Genomic DNA, 22,225 nt, shown 5'->3' with positions numbered 1-22,225 from the left:
ACCCCGTGACCTCACCCCCCGACGGCGCGTCCGTGAAGACGCACTGCCCGTACTGCGCGCTGCAGTGCGGCATGACCGTCACCGCGCGCGGCGGCGCGGTCGCGATCGCCCCCAGGACCGACGTCCCGGCCAACGGGCACGGGGGAGGGGCGCTGTGCCAGAAGGGCTGGACCGCAGGCGACCTGCTCAGGCCGGGCGCCCGGCTCACCACCCCCCTCCTGTACGGCGAGCCCGCCACCTGGCGGAAGGCCCTGGACCACGTGTCCGGCCGCCTGGCCGAGATCCGCGCGGAGCACGGCCCCGACGGCGTGGCGGTCTTCGGCGGCGGCGGGCTCACCAACGAGAGCGCCTACCACCTGGGCAAGCTGGCCCGCGTGGCCCTCGGCACCAGCCAGATCGACTACAACGGCCGCTTCTGCATGTCCTCGGCGGCGGCCGCGTCCAACCGGGCGTTCGGGCTGGACCGGGGCCTGCCGTTTCCGCTGACGGACCTGGCGGGGGCCGACGTCGTCCTGCTGGCCGGGGCGAACGTCGCCGAGACCATGCCGCCGCTCGTCCGTCACCTGGGCGGGCCGCGGCTGATCGTGGTGGATCCGCGGCTGACGCCCACCGCCAAGCTGGCGGCGCTGCACCTGCAACCGGCGCCGGGCACCGATCTGGCCCTGGCGCTCGGGCTGCTGCACCTGCTGATCGCCGAGGGCGGGGTGGACGCGGCGTACGTGGCGGCGCGGACCTCGGGGTTCGCGGCGGTGCGGACGTCGGTGGCCTCCTGGTGGCCGGAGCGGGTGGAGCGCATCACCGGGGTGCCGGTGGCTCGGATGCGCTCTGCCGTACACATGCTGAAAAATGCGGATAACGCGTACATCCTTACCGGTCGTGGCGCCGAGCAGCACGCCAAGGGAACCGACACCGTCTCCGCCTTCGTCAACCTGGCCCTCGCGCTCGGCCTGCCCGGCACCCCCGGCAGCGGCTACGGCTGCCTGACCGGCCAGGGCAACGGGCAGGGCGGCCGCGAGCACGGGCAGAAGGCCGACCAGCTTCCCGGCTACCGCAGGATCGACGATCCGGCGGCGCGCGCCCACGTGGCGGCGGTCTGGGGTGTCGAGCCGTCGGCGCTGCCCGGACCCGGCCGTTCCGCCCAGGAGCTCCTGGACGCGCTCGGCACCGCGCAGGGCCCCAGGGCGCTGCTGCTGTTCGGCTCCAACCCGGTCGTGTCCGCCCCGCGCTCCGGCACGCTCGCCGACCGGCTGCGCCGCCTCGACCTGCTGGTCGTCGCCGACGTGGTGCTGTCGGAGACGGCCGCGCTGGCCGACGTCGTCCTGCCCGCCGCCCAGTGGGCGGAACAGGACGGCACCATGACCAACCTGGAAGGCCGCGTGCTGCTGCGCCGGCGCGCGTTCGCGCCGCCCGGCGAGGTCAGGACCGACCTGGAGATCATCCAGGGCATCGCGGCCGGCCTCGGCCACACCTGGACGGCCGGCCCGCCCGCCGTCTTCGACGAGCTGCGCCGCGCCAGCGCGGGCGGCATCGCCGACTACGCCGGCATCACCTACGACCGGATCGCCGCCGAGACCGGCGTGTTCTGGCCCTGCCCAGCCGAGGACCACCCCGGCACGCCCCGCCTCTTCCTCGACCGCTTCGCCACCCCCGACGGCCGCGCCCGCTTCACCCCGGTCGAGCACCGCCCGCCCGCCGAGGAACCCGACGACGACTACCCCGTGCACCTGACCACCGGCCGGGTCCTGGCCCAGTACCAGAGCGGCGCGCAGACGCGCCGCGTCGCCGCCCTGGTCGAGGCGGCCCCGGAACCGTTCGTCGAACTCCACCCCGACCTCGCCGCACAGCTCGGCATCGGCGCCGGCGACCTGGTCCGCGTGCACAGCCGCCGCGGCAGCGCGGAGGTCGCCGCCAGGATCACCCCCACGATCCGGCGCGACACCGTGTTCATGCCGTTCCACTGGGAGGGCGTCAACCGCCTCACCAACCCCGCGCTCGACCCGGCCTCGCGGATGCCGGAGTTCAAGGTGTGCGCCGTGAGACTGGAGAAGGTGGCATGAGACTCGTCGTCATCGGCAACGGCATGGCCGGCTCGCGCCTGGTCAGCGAGGTGCGGGCACGCGACCCGCGGGTTAAGGTCACCGTCTTCGGCGCCGAGCCGTGGCAGCCCTACAACCGGGTGCTGCTGTCCAACGTCCTGGCCGGGAGCTCGGGGCCCGACCAGGTACGCCTGCTGGACGCCGCCTGGTACGCCGAGCACGGCGTCCAGGCGGTCCTCGGCGCCGAGGTCGTCCAGATCGACCGCGACACCCAGGCGGTCATCACCCGGGACGGGCGGCGGGAGCCGTACGACGTGCTGGTCCTGGCCACCGGCAGCGAGGCGGTCGTGCCGCCCATCCCGGGGGTGGCGCGGGCGGTGCCGTTCCGCACGCTCGGGGACTGTGAGCGCATCGTGGCCGCCGCCGCGCACGCCCGGCGCGCCGTCGTCGTGGGCGGCGGGCTGCTCGGCGTGGAGGCCGCGCGCGGCCTGGCCGGGCGGGGCCTGCCCGTCACGCTCCTGCACCTGGCGGGACACCTCATGGAACGCCAGCTCGACGCCGAAGCCGGGCTCATGCTCGGCGAGACGCTGGGCGAGCTGGGCGTCGGGATCCGCACCGGCGTCACCGTCACCGCGATCACCGATGCCGGCGTCCACCTGGGCGAGGGGGCGGCGCGGGAGCTGGTGGAGTCCGACCTCGTGGTGCTCGCCTGCGGCGTGCGCCCGCTCACCGGACTCGCCGCGCAGGCCGGTCTGGAGGTACGGCGGGCCGTCGTCGTGGACGACGAGCTGCGCACCGACGACCCGTCGATCTTCGCCATCGGCGAGTGCGCCGAGCACGACGGCACCGTCTACGGCCTGGTCGCCCCCGCCTGGGAGCAGGCCGCGGTCGCCGCCGACGTCATCACCGGCGGCAAGGCGCGCTACCGGGGCTCGCGCCTGGTCACCCGCCTCAAGGCGCGCAGCGTCGAGCTGGCCGCCATGGGTGAGACGCACCTGGAGGAGGACCAGGCCGAGGTGGTCAGGTTCAGCCACCGAGCCCGCGGCACGTACCGCAAGCTCGTCATCCGCGACGGCCGCCTGGTCGGCGCGATCCTGCTGGGAGAGAGCGACGCCGTCGGCACCCTCACCCAGCTCTACGACCGCGGCGGCCCGCTGCCCGGCGACCGCGTGGGGCTGCTGTTCCCCGGCCTGCCGGGCGCCGGGGCGGTGGCCGACAGCCCCGTCCGGATGCCGGACGCCGCCAAGGTCTGCCATTGCAACAACGTCACAAAGGGCCAGATCCGCGCCTGCTGGGAGGCGGGTGCCCGCGACCTGGCCGCGGTCAGCGCGGCCACCAGGGCCACCACAGGCTGCGGCACCTGCCGCGACGCCGTCGAGGGCATCGTGGACTGGCTGTGCGAGCAGGAAGGGGTGAACGCATGAGCAGGCTCGTGGTCGTCGGCTACGGCCCCGCCGCCCAGCGGCTGCTGGAGTCGCTGGCCGAACGCGGATACGACGGGCGGATCACGGTGCTGGGGGAGGAGCCGCTGCCCGCCTACGACCGGGTGGCGCTGACCTCCTACCTGAAGGGCGCGAGCGCCGCCGACCTCACCTACACCCCGCCCGGCGGCGTCGTCACCCGGCTGAGCTCCCGCGTCACCGCCGTCGACCGCGCGGCCCGCACCGTGACCACCGCCGACGGGCACGTCGAGCCCTACGACGTCCTGGTGCTGGCCACCGGCTCGGCCCCGTTCGTGCCCCCGGTGCCGGGCGCCGGCGACGCCCTGGTCTACCGCACGATCGCCGACCTGGACGCCATCCGCGCCGCCGCCGCACAAGCACTGGCGTCCGGCCGGGACGGCGGGGTCGTGGTGGGCGGCGGGCTGCTGGGCCTGGAGGCCGCCGACGCGCTCCAAGGTCTCGGGCTGCGCACCCACATCGTCGAGCTGGCCCCCTGGCTGATGCCGCGCCAGGTGGACGAGGGCGGCGGCGCCGTGCTGAAGAGCCACATCGAGGCGCTCGGCATCGGCGTGCGCCCCGGCGTGTCGCTGGAGCGGATCGAACCGGGCCGCGTGCTGCTGGGCGGCGGCGAGGAGCTGCCGGCCGCCGTCGTGGTGGTCTCCGCCGGGGTACGGCCACGCGACGAGCTGGCCAGGGCCTGCGGGCTGGAGGTCGGCGAACGGGGCGGCATCGTCGTCGACGACGGCATGCGCACCTCCGATCCCGCCGTCTACGCGGTGGGGGAGTGCGCCCTGGCCGGTGGGCAGGTGTACGGGCTGGTCGGGCCGTGCAACACGATGGCCGAGGTGGCCGCCGACCGGATCACCGGGGGCCGCTCGGTCTTCGGCGGCGCCGACCTGTCGACCAAGCTGAAGCTGCTCGGCGTCGAGGTAGCGCAGTTCGGGGCGATGGAGGGGGCGCTGGACGTCACCTACATGGACCCGGTCGCCGGGGTCTACAAGCGGTTGTTCGTCTCCGACGACGCCTCGACGCTGCTGGGCGGCATCTGTGTGGGGGACGCCGCGCCGTACTCCGCGCTGCGGCCCTTCGTCGGAAAGGCGCTGCCCGCGGCGCCGTCGGACCTGCTGTTCAGCGGCGGCGGCCTCGCCCTGGACCTGCCCGACGACGCCCAGGTGTGCTCGTGCAACAACGTCAGCGCCGGACGGGTGCGCGAGGCCATCGGGGACGGCGCCCGCGACGTGCCCGCGCTCAAGGAGTGCACCCGCGCGGGCGGCTCGTGCGGCTCGTGCCTGCCCATGCTGAAGCGGCTGCTGGAGAAGTCCGGCGTCGAACTGCCCAAGGCGTTGTGCGAGCACTTCGCCCACAGCCGCGCCGAGCTCTACGACATCGTGCGGGTACGCGGGATCACCACGTTCTCCGAGCTCATCGCCGCGCACGGCACCGGCAGGGGCTGCGACGTGTGCAAGCCGACCGTCGCCTCGATCCTGGCCTCCCTGCACAGCGGGCACGTGCTGGAGGGCGAGCGGGCGGCCCTGCAGGACACCAACGACCACTTCCTGGCCAACATCCAGAAGAACGGCACCTACTCCGTCGTCCCGCGGGTGCCCGGCGGCGAGATCACGCCCGACAAGCTCATCGTCATCGGCGAGGTGGCGCGCGACTTCGGCCTCTACACCAAGATCACCGGCGGGCAGCGGATCGACCTGTTCGGCGCCCGGGTGGAGCAGCTGCCGGGCATCTGGCGGCGGCTGGTGGACGCCGGGTTCGAGTCCGGCCACGCCTACGGCAAGGCGCTGCGGACGGTGAAGTCCTGCGTGGGCTCGGCCTGGTGCCGGTACGGCGTCCAGGACTCCGTCGGCCTGGCCATCGCTCTCGAACTGCGCTACCGGGGCCTGCGCGCCCCGCACAAGCTGAAGTCGGCCGTGTCCGGCTGCGCCCGCGAATGCGCCGAGGCCCGATCCAAGGACTTCGGCGTCATCGCCACCGAAAGCGGCTGGAACCTCTACGTCGGCGGCAACGGCGGCTTCACCCCGCGCCACGCCGACCTGCTGGCCGCCGACCTGGGCACCGCCGAGCTGGTCCGGACCATCGACCGCTTCCTGATGTTCTACATCCGCACCGCCGACCGGCTCCAGCGCACCGCCGCCTGGCTCGAAGGGCTGGAGGGCGGCCTCGGCTACCTGCGCGAGGTCGTCGTCGAGGACTCGCTGGGCATCTGCGCCGACCTGGACGCGCGGATGGCGCGGCACGTGGCCGGATACGAGGACGAGTGGCGGGCCACGCTGGAGGACCCCGGCAAGCTCGCCCGCTTCGTCAGCTTCGTCAACGCCCCCGGCACGCCCGACCCGTCCATCTCCTTCGAGACGGTGCGCGAGCAGATCCAGCCCGTTCTGATCCCCTTGGAGGTCGTGGGATGACCACGCTGCTACACGGTGTGTGGACCACAGTCTGCCGCTACACCGACCTGCTGCCGGAGCGCGGCGTCTGCGCGCTGGTGAACGGCCGTCAGATCGCCGTGTTCCGCGACTTCGACGGCCGGGTGTACGCCGTCGGCAACCGGGACCCGTTCAGCGGCGCCTACATTCTGTCCCGCGGCATCGTCGGCACCAGGGGCGGCGAGCCCACGGTGGCCTCACCCATGCACAAGCAGGTGTTCTCGCTGGTCAGCGGGGAATGCCTGGACGGAGGCGGCGAGGCGGTCCCCGTCCATCCCATCCGGCTGCGGGGCGAGCACGTCGAGGTGCGGGCATGACCGGCCGGACCGCGCCGGAGACGGCGCCCGACTCGCTGGCCGGGTTCACCGTGGGCGTGACGGCCACCCGGCGGCGCGAGGAGTTCGGCGCGCTGCTGCAACGGCGCGGCGCCCGCGTGGTCAGCGCGCCCGCCATCCGCCTGGTCCCGCTGGAACAGGACGGCGACCTGCTGGACGCCACGCGCCTGGCCCTCGCCGCGCCCATCGACGACGTCGTGATCACCACCGGGGTGGGCTTTCGCGGGTGGATGGCCGCCGCCGAGGGCTGGGGGCTCTCCGGCGAGCTGGCCGAACGCCTGACCGGGGCCCGCCTGCTCACCCGCGGGCCCAAGGCCAGGGGAGCGGTGCGCGCCGCCGGGCTCAGCGACCACTGGACCCCGGCCACCGAGTCGTGCGACGAGGTCAAGGAGTACCTGCTGGCGCAGGATCTGGGCGGGCGGCGCATCGCCGTACAGCTGCACGGCGAGCCCCTGACCGGATTCGTGGCCGACCTGCGGCGCGCGGGCGCTCAGGTGATCGAGGTGCCCGTCTACCGCTGGCTGCCCCACCGCGACACCTCGCCGCTGCGCCGCCTGGTCAACCAGGCCGTCACCGGCGGGGTGGACGCGGTCGCCTTCACCAGTGCCCCCGCCGTCCTCGCCATGCTCCGCGAGGCCCGCGCCCGCGGCCAGGAGGAGGCGCTGCTGGGGGCGTTCTCCGACGGCGTCGTGGCGGCCTGCGTGGGCCCGGTCACCGCGCACCCGCTGGTCGAGCGCGGCGTGCCCACACTGCAGCCGGAGCGCTCGCGCCTCGGCGCGCTGGCACGGGCGCTGGCCAGGCACCTGCCCGAGTTCGGCGTCGCGCGCGTCACCGCGGGCGGGCACCGGCTGGAGATCCGCGGTCACGCCGTCGTCGTGGACGGCGAGCTGCGGCCCCTGCCGCCCGCGCCCATGGCCGTGCTCAAGCGCCTGGCCGACAAGCCGGGACACGTCGTGGCCCGCGCGGAGCTGCGCCTCGTCCTGCCCGGCAGCCCCGCCCGCGAGTCGGCCGAGCACGCCGTCGAGATGGCCATCACCCGCCTGCGCCGCGCCCTGGGCCCGCTCGGGATCGTGGAGACGGTCGTCAAGCGCGGCTACCGCCTGGCGGTCCGGTGACGCTGGTCCTGGCCGCCCACGGAACCCGCGACGCCCGCGGCGAGGCCGTCCTGCGCGACCTGGCGGAAGCGGTCCGCGCCCGCCGCCCCGGCCGCCGCGTGCACCTCGCCTACCTGGAGATCAGCCGCCCTCTCCTGGCCGGCGTGCTCCCCGGCCTGCCCGGCCCGGTGACGATCGTCCCGCTCCTGCTGGCCGGTGGCTACCACGCGCACGTCGACCTGCCCGACATCGTCTCCCGCGTCCGCCCCGACGCGCGCCTGGCCCGCCCGCTGGGTCCCCACCCGCTGTTGTCGCAGGCCCTGGCCCGCCGCCTCACCGAGGCCGGGCTGCGCCCGGACGACGCGGTGGTGCTCGCCGCCGCCGGATCCTCCGACCCCGCGGCCCTGGCCGGCGTGCGCGCCCAGGCCCGCCTGCTGTCGGTACGGCTGGGCCGCCCGGTCACCGCCGCCTTCGCCGCGTCGGGCACCCCCGCCCTGCCCCGGGAGTGGAGCCGCAGGACGGCGCTCGCCTCCTACCTCCTGGCTCCCGGCTTCTTCCACACCCGCCTCCGGCACTCCGGCGCCGCCCTGGTCAGCGACCCCATCGGCGCCGACCCCAGCCTGGCGGCGCTGATCTGGCGGCGGTTCGACGACGTTCAGCGGGCCAGGAAGTGCCAGCCCACCCACCACCACGACAGGATGACCAGCACGCGGCCCGCCGGATGACGCATCACCCAGGCGAAGCAGTCGCCCGCCGTCGGCGTCGTGGACCCGGGCAGCCGCGCGACCACCTCCAGCACCAGCATGGCCACCGCCGCCGCCACATAGCCGAAGACCGTGATCTCCCACGTCATCGCCGCACCAGCCCCCATCCGACCACCAGCCACGCCACCCAGAACAAGCCCCGCCAGTCCGGCGACAGCAGCAGCGGATCCAGCAGGTCGCTGAGCGTCGGCTGCCCGGGGTCGTCGCCCGCCAGCAGCGCCCACACCTCCCACACGCCGAACGCCGTGAACAGCGCCACCCACACCTGCCACCCCGGCGCGGACAGCCGCCGCGGCGCCTCCGGCCGCGGCAGTCCCGGCCACAGCGCCGCCACCAGCGCGACCACTCCGACCACGCCCACGACCGCGTACGTGAGCGCGCCGAACGACGGCAACCGCCCGCCGCCGGCCCAGGCGGCCACCAGCACCGCCCCGCCGAGCACCCAGCCCAGCGGGCGGCGCCGGTGCGCCCGCAGCTCGGGTTCACCCGTTTCCATATGGCTCTCCTCAGGGTTCGCGGACAACAAAGAGGGTACGGCGACGCTCCGCCGTACCCTCAAAACCTGTTTATGACGCTTTAGCCGGATTCAAGACGGAGTTCGCGGACGATCTCCTCCGCGCTCACGTCACGCGTGGGCCCGGAATAGGCCCCGAAGAACATCTCGTTGTAGGCGTGCCTGAAGCATCCCGCCAGCAGGAGGCGGGCGCTGGCATCGGGATCCGCCGCGGCGGTCACCCGGCCGATCCGCTGCTCGGCGCCGAGGTAGGCCGCCAGCGGCGCGATCTCGGCCAGCGGCCCGAGGCCGTTGTCGCGGATCGCCTCGCGGAAGCGGACCGTCACGCTCGGCGAGGTGAAGGCGGGCAGCGCCGCCGACTGGATCTCGGCGTAGTAGTCGATCCCGGCCCGTGCGATGGGCAGCAGGTTGTCGTTGACGCGGCCCTTGCCGACCAGATGCGAGAGGTCGTGCAGGATGCGCAGCCACAGGGGCAGGCGATCCTGGAGCAGGGCGAGGAAGTGGTCCACGGGCCCGCCGGTGCGGTCCTCGCGGAGCGAGACGGCCATCTCGAGTACGCGCCGCCTGGTGTCCTGACTTCTTTGGTGCGGATCTAGGTGGGGAGTCGCCATGGTTGGCCTAACGTGCGCAGTCACATGGGTAGGTTCGACGTGGCACCCGGCGATTTCGCCGTTGTTATGGAGCCGTGTTTCTCCTGGTTATGCAATTGTTGCCGGCTGGTGTTCCAACTGTGTGCAAATGGCGCGGGTCACTGATTATTACCTGAAACCCGGGAGAAATATGGCAACAATGACCTGAGAATCAGCTGTCAGTATCGCGGTCGCGGCGCCGCAGATACCGCTCGAACTCCGCCGCGATGGCGTCGCCGCTGGCCTCGGGCAGCTCCGCGGCGTCCTTGCGCTCCTCCAGCTCCTTGACGTACTCGGCCACCTCGCTGTCCTGCGAGGCCAGCTCGTCCACGCCGTGCTCCCACGCGCGCGCCTCCTCGTCGAGCTCGCCGAGCGGCATGGAGATCTCCAGCACGTCCTCCAGACGGCGCAGCAGCGCCAGCGTCGCCTTCGGGTTGGGCGGCTGGGCGACGTAGTGGGGCACCGAGGCCCACAGGGAGATCGCGCTCAGCCCGCCCAGCGCGAAGGCGTGCTGCAGCACCCCCACGATGCCCGTCGGGCCCTCGTAGCGGCTGAGCTCCAGGTTGAGCGAACGCGCCAGCCCCTCGTCGGAGGCGGTGCCCAGGATCGGCACCGGGCGGGTGTGCGGCGAGTCGTTGAGCAGGGCGCCCAGCATGACCGTCGTCTCGATGCCCAGCTCGCGGCAGACCTCGATGATCTCCTCGCAGAACGACTTCCAGCGCATGTTCGGCTCGATGCCCCGCAGCAACACGACGTCGCGCTCGGACCCCGGCGGCCTGGCCAGCGAGAACCGCGTCGTCGGCCAGACGATGCGACGCTCGGCCCCGTCGGTCAGCTCCACCACCGGCCTGGTCACCTGGAAGTCGTAATAGTCTTCGGGATCGAGCTCGGTCAGCGGCTCCGCCTTCCAGGCGCTCTCCAGGTGGCTGATGACACCGCTGGAGGCCTCGCCCGCGTCGTTCCACCCCTCGAACGCGGCGATCAGCACCGGGTCGACGAGCTCGGGGAACCTTTCGAGCTCGATCACGTGTCGCCTCCTCCTTCGGCTGGCATTCGACTAAGCCTATGCGCTGAGGGGGGTCTCGCGTCACTGATCTCGTTGCGCCACGGGCGTACTGCCTGGTACGGGCGTCACCGCCCCGACGTGGTGCGCACGATGAGCACGTCGCACCCGGCCCGGTGCGAGACGCCGGAGGGCACCGATCCCAGCAGCCGCCCGGCCAGCGAGTTCAGCCCCCTGTTGCCCACCACGAGCAGTTCGGCCCGGTACTCGCCGGCCAGCCGGACCAGCACGTCCACGGCCTCGCCCTCTTCGGCCGCCAGCACGACCTCCCCGGCCCCCGCGGCCACCGCGCTCTCGCGCGCCGCCCGCAGCGTGTCCTCGGCCGGCGTCGACCCGCTCACCTTGTACGCCAGCTCGCCCAGCCGGTCGGCCGCCGGGGCCCGCTCGCTCTCGCGCATCGGCAGGTAGGCGCAGGCCACCACCAGCCGGGCGCGGGTCGCCGCGGCCAGTTCGGCGGCGGCGGTGACGGCGCGCAGGGAAGAGGAGGAACCGTCGGTCCCGACGAGAATGGTCTGATAACGCACAGCGCCTCCTATTGGACGCTTTATTGAATATCTTCCCCGGCACCATAGCGCCTCGATCGCAGCCGATAAGCTGGGGCCCATGAGCAACTCCCCATCCTTCCGCGAAGTACTGTCCCAGCGCGTAATGGTCGCCGACGGGGCCATGGGGACGATGCTGCAGGCAGCCGATCCCACGCTCGAGGACTTCCTGGACCTCGAAGGGTGCAACGAGGTCCTCAACGTCACCCGGCCCGACATCGTGCAGAGCGTGCACGACGCCTACTTCGAGGTGGGCGTCGACTGCGTGGAGACCAACACCTTCGGCGCGAACTTCGCGGCGCTGGGGGAGTACGACATCCCCGAGCGCGTCTTCGAGTACTCCGAGGCCGGGGCGCGCATCGCGCGCGAGCGCGCCGACCACTGGTCCACGCCCGACCACCCGCGCTTCGTCCTCGGCTCCATGGGACCGGGCACCAAGCTGCCGACGCTGGGGCACCTGCCGTACGAGAAGCTGCGCGACGCCTACATGGACAACGCGGCCGGCCTGATCTCCGGCGGCGCCGACGCGCTCATCATCGAGACCTGCCAGGACCTCCTCCAGGTCAAGGCCGCCGTCATCGGCGCCAAGCGGGCCGTGGCCGACTCCGGGCGCGACGTGCCGGTCATCGCCCAGGTCACCATCGAGACCAACGGCGCCATGCTGCTCGGCTCCGAGATCGGCGCGGCGCTCACCGCGATCGAACCCCTCGGCGTCGACGTCATCGGCCTCAACTGCGCCACCGGACCGGCCGAGATGAGCGAGCACCTGCGTTACCTCGCCCGCCACTCGCGTACCAGGCTGTCGTGCATGCCCAACGCGGGCCTGCCCGTGCTCACCTCCGACGGCGCCTACTACCCGCTCAGCGCGGAAGAGCTGTCCGACGCGCACGAGACCTTCACCCGCGACTACGGCCTGTCCCTGGTCGGCGGCTGCTGCGGCACCACCCCCGAGCACCTGCGCCAGGTCGTCGACCGCGTGCGCGGGCGCGAGGTGGTCAACCGCCGCCCCCACCCCGAGCCCGGCGCCTCCTCGCTCTACCAGACGGTCCCCTTCCGCCAGGACACCAGCTACCTGGCCATCGGCGAGCGCTGCAACACCAACGGCTCCAAGGCCTTCCGCGAGGCCATGCTCGAAGGCCGCTGGGACGACTGCGTCGAGACCGCCCGCGACCAGGCCCGCGGCGGCGCCCACATGCTCGACCTGTGCGTCGACTACGTCGGCCGCGACGGCGTGGCCGACATGAAGGAACTGGCCTTCCGCTTCGCCACCGCCTCCACGCTGCCGATCATGCTCGACTCCACCGAGCCCGAGGTACTGCGGGCCGGACTGGAGATGCTGGGCGGTCGCGCCGCCGTCAACTCCGTCAACTACGAGGATGGCGACGGCCCCGACTCCCGCTTCCAGAAGATCATGCGGCTGGTCAGCGAGCACGGCTCCGCCGTCGTCGCCCTGACCATCGACGAGGAGGGCCAGGCCCGCACCGCCGACTGGAAGGTGCGCGTCGCCAGCCGCCTCATCGACGACCTGACCGGCAACTGGGGCATGCGGGTCGAGGACATCATCGTCGACTGCCTGACCTTCCCCATCGCCACCGGCCAGGAGGAGACCCGCCGCGACGGCGTCGAGACCATCGAGGCCATCCGCGAGCTCAAGCGGCGCTACCCCGGCGTGCAGACGACGCTGGGCCTGTCGAACATCTCCTTCGGCCTCAACCCGGCCGCCCGCATCGTGCTCAACTCGGTCTTCCTCAACGAGTGCGTCAACGCCGGCCTCGACTCGGCCATCGTGCACGCCTCCAAGATCCTGCCGATGGCCCGCATCCCCGACGAGCAGCGCCAGGTCGCCCTCGACATGGTCTACGACCGCCGCCGCGAGGGCTACGACCCGCTGCAGCGCTACATGGACCTGTTCGAAGGCGTCGACGCCGCCGCGATGCGCCAGAGCAAGTCGGCCGAACTCGCCGCCATGCCGCTGGGGGAGCGGCTCAAGCACCGCATCATCGACGGCGAGAAGAAGGGCCTGGAGGCCGACCTCGACGAGGCCCTCGGCCAGCGCCCCGCCCTGGAGATCATCAACGACACGCTGCTCGACGGGATGAAGACCGTCGGTGAGCTGTTCGGCTCCGGGCAGATGCAGCTGCCGTTCGTGCTGCAGTCGGCGGAGGTCATGAAGACCGCCGTCGCCTACCTCGAACCCCACATGGAGAAGGTCGAGGGCGAGACCAAGGGCCGCATCGTGCTGGCCACCGTCAAGGGCGACGTCCACGACATCGGCAAGAACCTCGTCGACATCATCCTGTCCAACAACGGCTACGAGGTCGTCAACCTCGGCATCAAGCAGCCGGTCAGCGCCATCCTGGAGGCCGCCGACGAGCAGAAGGCCGACGTCATCGGCATGTCCGGCCTGCTGGTCAAGTCGACCGTCATCATGAAGGAGAACCTCGAGGAGATGAACTCCCGGGGCATCTCCGAGCGCTACCCGGTGCTGCTCGGCGGCGCCGCCCTCACCCGCGCCTACGTCGAGCAGGACCTGGCCGAGCTCTTCCAGGGCGAGGTCCGCTACGCCCGCGACGCCTTCGAGGGCCTGCGCCTCATGGACTCCTTCATGGCCGTCAAGCGCGGCGTCGAGGGTGCCACGCTGCCGCCGCTGCGCGAGCGCCGCGTCAAGTCCGGCGCCACCCTGGTCCGCACCCCCGTGGAGGCGCTGCCCGCCCGCTCCGACGTGGCCGCCGACAACCCGCTGCCGCGCTCGCCGTTCACCGGTGACCGCATCGTCAAGGGCATCTCGCTCGCCGAGTACTCCGCCTTCCTCGACGAGCGCGCGCTCTTCCTCGGTCAGTGGGGCCTCAAGCCCACCCGCGGCGGCGACGGCCCCGGCTACGAGGAGCTCGTCGAGACCGAGGGCCGCCCGAGGCTGCGCATGTGGCTCGACCGCATGCAGACCGAGGGCCTGCTGGAGGCGGCGGTCGTCTACGGCTACTTCCCGTGCGTGAGCGACGGCGACTCGCTCATCATCCTCGACGACGCCGGCAACGAGCGCACCCGCTTCACCTTCCCGCGCCAGCGCCGCGACCGGCACCTGTGCCTGTCGGACTTCTTCCGCTCCAAGGACTCGGGCGAGGTCGACATGGTCGGCTTCCAGGTGGCCACGATGGGCGGCAAGATCTCCGAAGCCACCGCAGAGCTGTTCGCCAAGGACGCCTACCGCGACTACCTCGAACTCCACGGCCTGTCCGTCCAGCTCACCGAGGCGCTGGCCGAATACTGGCACGCCCGCGTCCGCTCCGAGTGGGGCATCGGGGGCGAGGAGTCGCTGGACGACATGCTCAAGGTCAACATCCAGGGCTGCCGCTACTCCTTCGGCTACCCCGCCTGCCCCAACCTCGAGGACCAGGTCCAGCTCTTCCAGCTACTGGACCCGGAGCGCATCGGGGTGACCCTGTCGGAGGAGTTCCAGCTCCACCCCGAACAAGCCACCAGCGCCCTCGTCGCCCACCACCCGGAGGCGAAGTACTTCAACGTGTAGCGGGGTCGGCGTCTCGCGGTCGGTGGCCTGTTCTCTGTTGCGGCAAGCCCGTTCGGGTTGGTCGTCTCGCGGTCGGTGGCCTGTTCTCTGTTGCGGCAAGCCCGTTCGGGTTGGTCGTCTCGCGGTCGGTGGCCTGTTCTCCGTTGCGGCAAGCCCGTTCGGGTTGGTCGTCTCGCGGTCGGTGGCCTGTTCTCCGTTGCGGCAAGCCCGTTCGGGTTGGTCGTCTCGCGGGCAGTGCCCTGTTCTCCGTTACGGCAAGCCGAGCAGGCCACCGCCCGCCGTCGCGGGCGGGCCACTCGGTCCGTGCGCCCGGCAGCCGGACACACGCCCCGCCGCGACGAGGCACGCCCGGCCACCCACCGTGGTCACCGGCCTGCCCGGCGCTCTGGCCCGGTCGCCCCGGCGAGCAGGCACGCGCCGCACGTGGAGGCGAGCTCCCGCAGGGCCTGGGTTCGGTCCGGGACCGGCGGGTTCGGTCCGGGACCGGGCGCGCCGCGGCTTCTGAACCTCCACGCCGAGTCGCGCGTCGCCGGCCTCGGGCCGGCGGCCGGGGGTCTGGCCGGGCTTCCGGGGCCGGGTGGGTGCGGGGGTTGGATGTTGGGGCCTGCTGGGAACGTGTTATCTGGGGATATAGGTGTTGCCAAGGCTGTTGGGGCGGTTCGTGGGACCCGGTTGACGGTGAATTCTCGTCGGCTGGGAATGTGGAGGCACGGGTGGCTGTTGAACTCTGCCCCTGGGCAGGGGTGGCAACCGGACGGAACGGGGGATGGATGGACGCGGCGTTCTTCGACATGGACGGGCTTCTGGTCGACACCGAGAAGGTGTGGCTGCTGGTGGAGACCGACTGCATGGCCAGGCTCGGCGGCGAATGGAACCACGAGCACCAGACCCACCTCGTAGGCGGCTCCATGGAGCGCACCGTCGCCTACATGCTGGACGTGTCCGGCTCCTCGGTGCCCCCGCAGACCCTGCGCACCTGGATGATCGACGGCATGGTGGCCCGCCTGGCGGGCGGCGTCGACGTGATGCCCGGCGCCCTGGAACTGCTGGGGGCCCTGCGCGCCGAAGGTGTGCCGGTGGGACTGGTCACCTCGTCGCTCAAGGAGATCGCCGAAGCCATCCTGGCCTTCGTGGGCCGTGACCACTTCGACGTCATCATCACCGCCGACGACGTCGAACGCACCAAGCCCGACCCCGAGCCCTACCTGACCGCCGCGGGCCTGCTGGACGTCTCCCCGGCCCGCAGCGTGGTCCTGGAGGACTCCCCGAACGGCGTGGCGGCGGGAACGGCCGCGGGCTGCGCGGTGGTGGCGGTCCCCAGTCTCCTCCCCATAGAACCCGCCCCCGGCCGCCTGGTCGTCTCCTCCCTGTCAGAGATAACCCCGGCCCACCTACGCGACCTGGTCACCACCCACACCCCGGCCCCCCGCCCCGTCTAACTCCACCAGACACGCGATCACGGCACACACGGGACCGCCCTGGCCGACGCATGCCCGTGGAGCAGCCCCGGCGTTGCGTTGTCGTGCCTCGGGTGGACCGTGTCTCTTGAGCCCCGGCGAGCCGGCCGCGCCGCGTGTCATGGGGGCGGCGTTACGGCGGGGACCCCGTGAGCCCTCACGAGCGGCGCTTGACGGGCGTCCGCACACGGCGGTGGGGCGGGTGTGCGGGGGCGGAGCCGTAAGGGAGAGGTGAAAAGACGGCGAAGCCGTCGCACTGACACAAAAGCTCGCCATCGCAGCGACAGAAGTGTTCGCCGTCGCACTGACACGAGAGCTCGCCATCGCAGCGACAGAAGTGTTCGCCGTCGCACTGACGCAAGAGTTCGCCATCGCAACGCCAGAAGTGTTCGCCGTCGTGGCGACAGAAGAGCTCGCTGTCGCACTGGCACAAGAGCTCGCAGGCGCGTCGTGGGTGGGGAAGACGAGATCGGCGGAACCTCCCCTAGGGGATCGGCCGTTCTTAGGGAGGAGGGGGCGGCGCGCGTGCGCGTGCCAGGATGGGTGTAACCGAGAGCTAGGGGATGTGGGCATGGTCAACACCGTTTTGGGGCTGCCGGTCTGTGCCGGGGCTACCGGCCTGGGGCTGGTGCTGAGCTTCCTGGCCTGGCGGCGCAGGGGCGCCACCGCCGGGATCCGCGGGGTGGCGTGGTCGCTGCTGCCCATGGCCGCCTACCTGACCGGGGCCCACGCGCTGATCTGGGGGATCGTGGCGTCCGTGGTCGGGTTCGTGACCGGGCTGGTCGCGGGGGTCATCAACCCGTTCGTGTGGGCGGGGGTCGGGCTGGCGGGGCTGGCGGTGGTGCTGTTCGTGGTCTCCGGCGTGATGCGCAAGCGCGGCGTCGGCGGGGCCACACCGAAGCAGCCCAAGCAGGCGAAGGTCAAGAGCGGGGTCAAGACGGGCGAGACGCCGGCCGCGCAGGCGGCCACGGCGCCGCAGGCCGTCAATCCGTCGCCCGCCCCCTCCAAGGGGCGGGCAAAAGACGATGACTTCTCTGACATCGAGGAGATCCTGAAGCGCCGCGGTATCGGGTGAAATCGGTGCAATGTCACAGTTCCGAGACCCAACCGGAACTGCGTGTAGACAAACACGTCAAGATCAATACGAATGAGTTTCACGAGAATCACAGTTGAGCCACATAGCTGTCTGAGGGACTAGTCAGCGCAGCTCAGCGCATACATTCTGCACCCTGGGGCCGTGACATACGGTCCTGCAATCACGGCGGTCCCTGACCGGGTACCGCCGAACGGACGATGTCGTCTGCAACCCAGGGGGCCAGAGGTCAATGCGCACAACTTCTGGCATTGCGGGTGCGGGCGTGGGAGGGCGCGCATGACCGCACCGCTGGATGTTCCCGAGTCGGCGAAGGAAGCAGTTCCTGAAGCCGTGGTAACGGGCGTGGACCGCAAGGCGATCCAGGGCCGTTCACTGGGGCAGATCGCGTGGTTGCGCCTGAAGCGCGACAAGGTCGCCATGGTCGGCGCCGGCGTCATCATCTTCCTGATTCTGGTCGCGGTCTTCGCTCCGCTGATCGTGAAGTGGTTCGGGCACCCGCCGCTCGAGTTCCACCGCGACATGATCGACCAGGAGACCCAGATCCCCAAGGACCGCTTCGGCGGGATCAGCTGGGACTTCCTCTTCGGCGTCGACCCGCAGTGGGGCCGCGACATCTTCAGCCGCGTCGTCTACGGCGCGCGCATCTCGCTGCTCATCGCCTTCCTGGCCACGCTGCTCTCGGTCGGCATCGGCACCATCCTCGGCGTCACGGCCGGCTTCTTCGGCGGCTGGGTCGACACCGTCATCAGCCGCCTCATGGACGTGTTCCTGGCCTTCCCGCTGCTGGTGTTCGCCATCGCCCTGGCCGGTGTGGTGCCCGACACCGCGTTCGGGCTCTCCGGCGACTCGTTGCGCGTCTCCCTGCTGATCTTCATCATCGGCTTCTTCAACTGGCCCTACATCGGGCGTATCGTCCGGGGCCAGACGCTCTCGCTGCGCGAGCGGGAGTTCGTCGACGCCGCCAGGAGCCTGGGGGCGCGCGGGCCGTACATCATCTTCCGTGAGGTCCTGCCCAACCTCGTGGCCCCGATCCTCATCTACTCGACGCTGCTGATCCCGTCGAACATCCTGTTCGAGGCGGCGCTGAGCTTCCTCGGTGTGGGCGTGCGCCCGCCGACCCCGACCTGGGGCGGCATGCTCTCGGACGCGGCGCGCATCTACACCGTCCCGCACTACGCGATCTTCCCGGGTCTCGCGATCTTCCTCACCGTGCTCGCCTTCAACCTCTTCGGTGACGGCCTGCGCGACGCGCTCGACCCGCGCGGCAACCGATGACCTGTCCGACCACCGCATGACCGACCACCGCAATTTCCTGGCTCCTACCTACAAGGGGTGTAGTAAGAGATGATGAAAAAGCCCGCTCTGGCGAAGGCCGCGCTCGTCGCGGCGCTCGCCATGGGCCTGGCGGCCTGTGGAGGCACCAGCACCCAGACGCCTCCCAAGGCCGGCGAGTCAGGCAAGCCCGCCGTCAAGGAGGAGTTCAACGCCGCGCTGACGGGGGTGTTCAACCCGTCCACGAAGAAGGGCGGCACCCTCAAGCTGGCGAACTCCGGTGACTGGGACTCCCTCGACCCGGCCGACACCTACTACGGCTACTCGTGGAACTTCATCCGCCTGTACGGCCGCGCCCTGATGTTCTTCCCCGGCAAGCCCGGGGCCGAGGGCGCCAAGCCGGTTCCGGACCTGGCCGCGGAGGCCGGCAAGCCGAGCGCCGACTTCAAGACCTGGACCTACACGCTGCGTGACGGCCTGAAGTACGAGGACGGCACCCCGATCGTGGCCAAGGACGTCGCGTACGCGGTGGCCCGCGCCTTCGACAAGGTGACCTTCCCCAACGGCCCCACCTACCTCAACGACATGCTGAACTGGCCCAAGGACTACAAGGGCCCGTACAAGTCGAAGGGCGCCGACTTCAGCTCCGCCGTCGAGGCTCCGGACGACAAGACCGTCGTCTTCCACCTCAAGGAGCCTTACTCCGGCTTCGACTACATCGTCCAGATGTCGCCGACGATCCCGGTCCCCGAGGCCAAGGACACCGGCGCGAAGTACCGCGAGCACGTGATCTCCTCCGGTCCGTACATGTTCGAGAAGAACGAGATCGGCAAGGGCTTCACGCTGGTCCGTAACCCGCACTGGAGCGAGGCCGTCGACCCGAACCGTCCGGCCCTGCCGGACAAGTACGAGGTCACGACGAACGTCAACGCCGACGACATGGACAACCGGGTCATCTCCGGTGACCTCCACGTCGCCATCGAGGGCACCGGTGTCCAGCCGGCCGCGCTGAGCAAGGTCCTGCCGGACCCGGCTCTGAAGGCCCGCGCCGACAACATCACCATCCAGCGCCTCTGGTACACCTCGATCAACCCGACGGTGAAGCCGCTCGACAACAAGGACTGCCGGATCGCCGTGCAGTACGCGATGGACAAGACCGGCTACGTCGCCGCCTACGGCGGCTCGACCGGTGGCGAGATCGCGACCAACCTGCTGCCGCCGACGATCCCCGGCGCCCAGAAGATCGACCTCTACCCCTCTCCCGAGGGCAAGGGCGACATCGCCAAGGCCAAGGAGCACCTGACCAAGTGCGGTCAGCCGAACGGCTTCGAGACCTCCGTCTCCTACCGCGCCGAGCGCCCCAAGGAGAAGGCGACCGCCGAGGCGATCAAGGACTCGCTGGCCCGCGCCGGCATCAACGTCACCATCAAGCCGTACCCGCTGAAGGACTACTTCTCCAGCTTCGCCGGCAGGCCGTCCTTCGTCGTGAAGGAGAACCTGGGCCTGGTCGTCAACGGCTGGGGCTCCGACTGGCCTGACGGTTACGGCTTCCTGCAGCAGATCACCGACAGCCGCGTCATCCGTGAGGGCGGCGGCTCGTCCAACACCTCGGTCCGCATCCCCGACGTGGACGCCATGCTCGACAAGGCGCGCGTCGAGGCCGACGTCGCCAAGCGTGAGCCGATGTGGGCGGAGATCGACAAGCGGGTCATGGAAGAGTCCGTCATCATGCCGGGCATCTGGGCCAAGTCGCTGCTCGTCCGCGGCAAGGGCGTGACCAACGTCCTCGTCTCCGACGGCCAGCAGATGTACGACTACGTCGCGATGGGCGTCGAGTAGGTCCTCTTCCCGCAGTCAACGAGTAGTTAAAGGCAGGTGAAGGCCACAGGTGGCCGCCGGGAGCGATCCTCCCGGCGGCCACCGGGCCGGGCACTGTGGTCACATACATCATCAGGCGTCTGATCGGCGCGGTGGTCATGCTCGGAATCGTGAGCATGGTCACGTTCGCGATCTTCTTCCTCGTGCCGCAACTCGCCGGCGCCACCCCCGAGGGCATGGCCAGCCGTTACGTCGGCCGTACCGCCACCGGGGAGACCGCCAAGCTCGCGGCGGAACGGCTCGGGTTCAACGACCCGCTGGTCGTCCAGTACGGGAGGTACGTCAAGGGCATCGTCGCCGGGGCGGAGTACGACTACGGCGCCGGTGTCGAGCAGTGCCCGCCGCCTTGCCTGGGCTACTCGTTCATCACGCAGCAGCCGGTGTTCCCCGACCTGATGAACCGGCTCCCGGTCACGTTGTCGCTCGCCCTGGGCGCCGCCGTCCTCTGGGTGGGCCTGGGCGTGGGCATCGGCGTGCTGTCGGCCTTGCGAAGAGGCAGCGTCTTCGACCGGACCGCGATGATCATCGCACTGGCCGGAGTCTCGCTGCCGATCTTCTTCACCGCGCTCATCGCGTTGCAGATCTTCTCCTACGGAAATCCCTTCGCCTTCGCCGCCCAAGGCGGCACCTACACCACCATCCAGGACTCCCTGCCCCTGTGGGCCTATGCGCTGATCCTGCCGTGGGTGACGCTGGCCTTCCAGTTCGCCGCCGGGTACGCGCGCCTGACCCGGGCCGGAATGCTGGAGACCATGAACGAGGACTACATCCGCACCGCCAGGGCCAAGGGCCTGAAGGAACGCAGAGTGGTCGTCAAACACGGGCTGCGCGGGGCGCTGACGCCCATCATCACGATCTTCGGTCTCGACTTCGGCCTGCTCATCGGCGGCGCCGTACTGACGGAGAGCGCCTTCTCCCTCAACGGGCTCGGCAAGTACGCCATCCAGGCCATCACCGACCAGGACCTGCCCAAGGTCATGGGCGTGACCCTGCTGGCCGCCCTCTTCGTGGTCACCGCCAACCTGATCGTCGACCTGCTCTACGCGGTCGTGGACCCGAGAGTGAGGCTGTCGTGACCTTTCTGGAACTGAAGGACCTCAAGGTCCACTTCCCGACCGACGACGGCCTGGTCAAGTCCGTGGACGGCCTGTCGTTCACCCTTGAGCGCGGCAAGACGCTCGGCATCGTGGGCGAGTCCGGCTCCGGCAAGTCCGTCACCAGCCTCGGCATCCTCGGCCTGCACAAGGGCGGCCGGGCCAAGATCTCCGGCGAGATCTGGCTCGACGGCGAGGAACTCGTCTCCGCCACGCCCGAGCACGTACGCCGGCTGCGCGGCAAGAAGATGGCGATGATCTTCCAGGATCCGCTGTCGGCCATGCACCCGTACTACACGGTCGGCGACCAGATCATCGAGGCGTACCGCATCCACCACGACGTGTCCAAGTCGGTCGCCCGCAAGCACGCCATCGACATGCTCGGCCGCGTCGGCATCCCGACCCCGGGCAAGCGCGTCGACGACTACCCGCACCTGTTCTCCGGCGGCATGCGCCAGCGCGCCATGATCGCGATGGCGCTGTCGTGCGACCCGGAACTGCTCATCGCCGACGAGCCGACGACCGCGCTCGACGTGACCGTGCAGGCGCAGATCCTCGACCTCATGCGCGACCTTCAGAGGGAGTTCAACTCCGCACTGATCATCATCACCCACGACCTGGGCGTCGTCGCCGAGCTTTCCGACGACATCCTGGTGATGTACGGCGGAAAGTGCATCGAGTACGGCGCCGCCGAAGACATCTTCTACCGTCCCGAGCACCCCTACACATGGGGTCTACTGGGATCGATGCCGCGGCTGGACCGCGAGCGCACTGAACGGCTGCTGCCGATCAAGGGCTCGCCCCCTTCGCTCATCAACGTGCCCGACGGCTGCGCGTTCCACCCGCGCTGCCCCTACGCCGACCGGACCGAGGGCAAGTCCAACACCGAGGTTCCGGCCCTGCTCGAAACCGAGGGCGGGCACATGGTGCGCTGCCACATGGCCAAGACCGAGCGGCGCACGCTGTGGGAGAATGAGATCAAGCCAGTGCTGGAGACCCAGTGAGCGAGCTGAGCGAGCGAACCAACGAACACGCTGTCACTGACGAG

General features: G+C 70.9%; 18 protein-coding genes. 13 read left to right on the top strand and 5 right to left on the bottom strand.

What is annotated here, in order from left to right:
- The first annotated feature begins 5 nt into the window (after positions 1-5).
- Genes ACIBKY_RS48155 through ACIBKY_RS48130 form a run of 6 tightly spaced genes read left to right on the top strand, consistent with a single transcriptional unit; the run spans position 6 to position 8,067 of the window.
- The gene (locus tag ACIBKY_RS48155) at positions 6-2,057 is read left to right on the top strand and encodes a molybdopterin oxidoreductase family protein (protein WP_397108196.1); all 2,052 of its coding nucleotides are present in this window, start codon (positions 6-8) and stop codon (positions 2,055-2,057) included.
- Entirely contained in the window at positions 2,054-3,460 is a 1,407-nt protein-coding gene (locus ACIBKY_RS48150) for an FAD-dependent oxidoreductase (RefSeq protein ID WP_397108194.1), read from the top strand. The genes ACIBKY_RS48155 and ACIBKY_RS48150 overlap by 4 nt, the downstream gene beginning before the upstream one ends.
- A complete protein-coding gene (gene nirB, locus ACIBKY_RS48145) occupies positions 3,457-5,895 on the top strand; it encodes a nitrite reductase large subunit NirB (protein WP_397108192.1) in 2,439 nt (812 codons plus the stop codon). The genes ACIBKY_RS48150 and nirB overlap by 4 nt, the downstream gene beginning before the upstream one ends.
- Positions 5,892-6,230, top strand: a complete 339-nt coding sequence (gene nirD, locus ACIBKY_RS48140; protein ID WP_397108190.1) for a nitrite reductase small subunit NirD — start codon at positions 5,892-5,894, stop codon at positions 6,228-6,230. The genes nirB and nirD overlap by 4 nt, the downstream gene beginning before the upstream one ends.
- Positions 6,227-7,363, top strand: a complete 1,137-nt coding sequence (locus tag ACIBKY_RS48135) for a uroporphyrinogen-III synthase (RefSeq protein ID WP_397108188.1) — start codon at positions 6,227-6,229, stop codon at positions 7,361-7,363. The genes nirD and ACIBKY_RS48135 overlap by 4 nt, the downstream gene beginning before the upstream one ends.
- Positions 7,360-8,067 carry a sirohydrochlorin chelatase gene (locus tag ACIBKY_RS48130; protein ID WP_397108186.1) on the top strand — a complete coding sequence of 236 codons (708 nt, stop codon included), beginning with the start codon at positions 7,360-7,362 and terminating at the stop codon, positions 8,065-8,067. Before ACIBKY_RS48135 ends, ACIBKY_RS48130 begins: the two co-directional genes overlap by 4 nt.
- On the opposite strand, the gene ACIBKY_RS48125 is transcribed toward ACIBKY_RS48130, so the two are convergent.
- The 5 genes from ACIBKY_RS48125 to ACIBKY_RS48105 form a co-directional block, all read right to left on the bottom strand.
- Entirely contained in the window at positions 7,998-8,195 is a 198-nt protein-coding gene (locus tag ACIBKY_RS48125; RefSeq protein WP_397108184.1) for a DUF6186 family protein, read from the bottom strand. The genes ACIBKY_RS48130 and ACIBKY_RS48125 overlap by 70 nt on opposite strands.
- Positions 8,192-8,602 carry a hypothetical protein gene (locus tag ACIBKY_RS48120; protein WP_397108182.1) on the bottom strand — a complete coding sequence of 137 codons (411 nt, stop codon included), beginning with the start codon at positions 8,600-8,602 and terminating at the stop codon, positions 8,192-8,194. Before ACIBKY_RS48120 ends, ACIBKY_RS48125 begins: the two co-directional genes overlap by 4 nt.
- A gap of 80 nt (positions 8,603-8,682) precedes the next feature.
- Entirely contained in the window at positions 8,683-9,168 is a 486-nt protein-coding gene (locus tag ACIBKY_RS48115; protein ID WP_379622212.1) for a hypothetical protein, read from the bottom strand.
- Positions 9,169-9,421: 253 nt separating this feature from the next.
- Complete coding sequence (locus tag ACIBKY_RS48110) at positions 9,422-10,276, bottom strand: PAC2 family protein (RefSeq protein WP_184968192.1); 855 nt, start codon at positions 10,274-10,276, stop codon at positions 9,422-9,424.
- 104 nt (positions 10,277-10,380) lie between these two features.
- Positions 10,381-10,836 carry a universal stress protein gene (locus tag ACIBKY_RS48105; protein WP_379622210.1) on the bottom strand — a complete coding sequence of 152 codons (456 nt, stop codon included), beginning with the start codon at positions 10,834-10,836 and terminating at the stop codon, positions 10,381-10,383.
- A gap of 79 nt (positions 10,837-10,915) precedes the next feature.
- Here ACIBKY_RS48105 and metH point away from each other — a divergent pair, with 79 nt between their 5' ends.
- The 7 genes from metH (at position 10,916) to ACIBKY_RS48070 (ending at position 22,181) form a co-directional block, all read left to right on the top strand.
- Positions 10,916-14,380 (top strand): methionine synthase, encoded by a 3,465-nt coding sequence (gene metH, locus ACIBKY_RS48100; RefSeq protein ID WP_397108179.1) that lies wholly within the window; start codon positions 10,916-10,918, stop codon positions 14,378-14,380.
- Positions 14,381-15,150: 770 nt separating this feature from the next.
- Positions 15,151-15,819, top strand: a complete 669-nt coding sequence (locus ACIBKY_RS48095) for an HAD family hydrolase (RefSeq protein ID WP_397108177.1) — start codon at positions 15,151-15,153, stop codon at positions 15,817-15,819.
- A gap of 589 nt (positions 15,820-16,408) precedes the next feature.
- Positions 16,409-16,912: a cellulose synthase gene (locus ACIBKY_RS48090; RefSeq protein WP_397108175.1), complete on the top strand. Its 504-nt coding sequence runs from the start codon at positions 16,409-16,411 to the stop codon at positions 16,910-16,912.
- A 297-nt stretch (positions 16,913-17,209) separates the two neighbouring features.
- Complete coding sequence (locus ACIBKY_RS48085) at positions 17,210-18,208, top strand: ABC transporter permease (RefSeq protein ID WP_397108173.1); 999 nt, start codon at positions 17,210-17,212, stop codon at positions 18,206-18,208.
- A gap of 69 nt (positions 18,209-18,277) precedes the next feature.
- Entirely contained in the window at positions 18,278-20,044 is a 1,767-nt protein-coding gene (locus ACIBKY_RS48080; RefSeq protein WP_397108171.1) for an ABC transporter substrate-binding protein, read from the top strand.
- Between the two features lie 95 nt (positions 20,045-20,139).
- On the top strand, positions 20,140-21,159 hold the full coding sequence (locus ACIBKY_RS48075; RefSeq protein WP_397108169.1) for an ABC transporter permease: 1,020 nt from the start codon (positions 20,140-20,142) through the stop codon (positions 21,157-21,159).
- The gene (locus tag ACIBKY_RS48070; RefSeq protein ID WP_397108167.1) at positions 21,156-22,181 is read left to right on the top strand and encodes an ABC transporter ATP-binding protein; all 1,026 of its coding nucleotides are present in this window, start codon (positions 21,156-21,158) and stop codon (positions 22,179-22,181) included. Before ACIBKY_RS48075 ends, ACIBKY_RS48070 begins: the two co-directional genes overlap by 4 nt.
- Positions 22,182-22,225: the final 44 nt, after the last annotated feature.

The organism is Nonomuraea sp. NPDC050394 (assembly GCF_044459065.1).
Lineage (GTDB): Bacteria > Actinomycetota > Actinomycetes > Streptosporangiales > Streptosporangiaceae > Nonomuraea.
The sequence above is the reverse complement of the archived record's forward strand: the minus strand, read 5'-3'. Positions and strand labels throughout refer to the sequence as shown.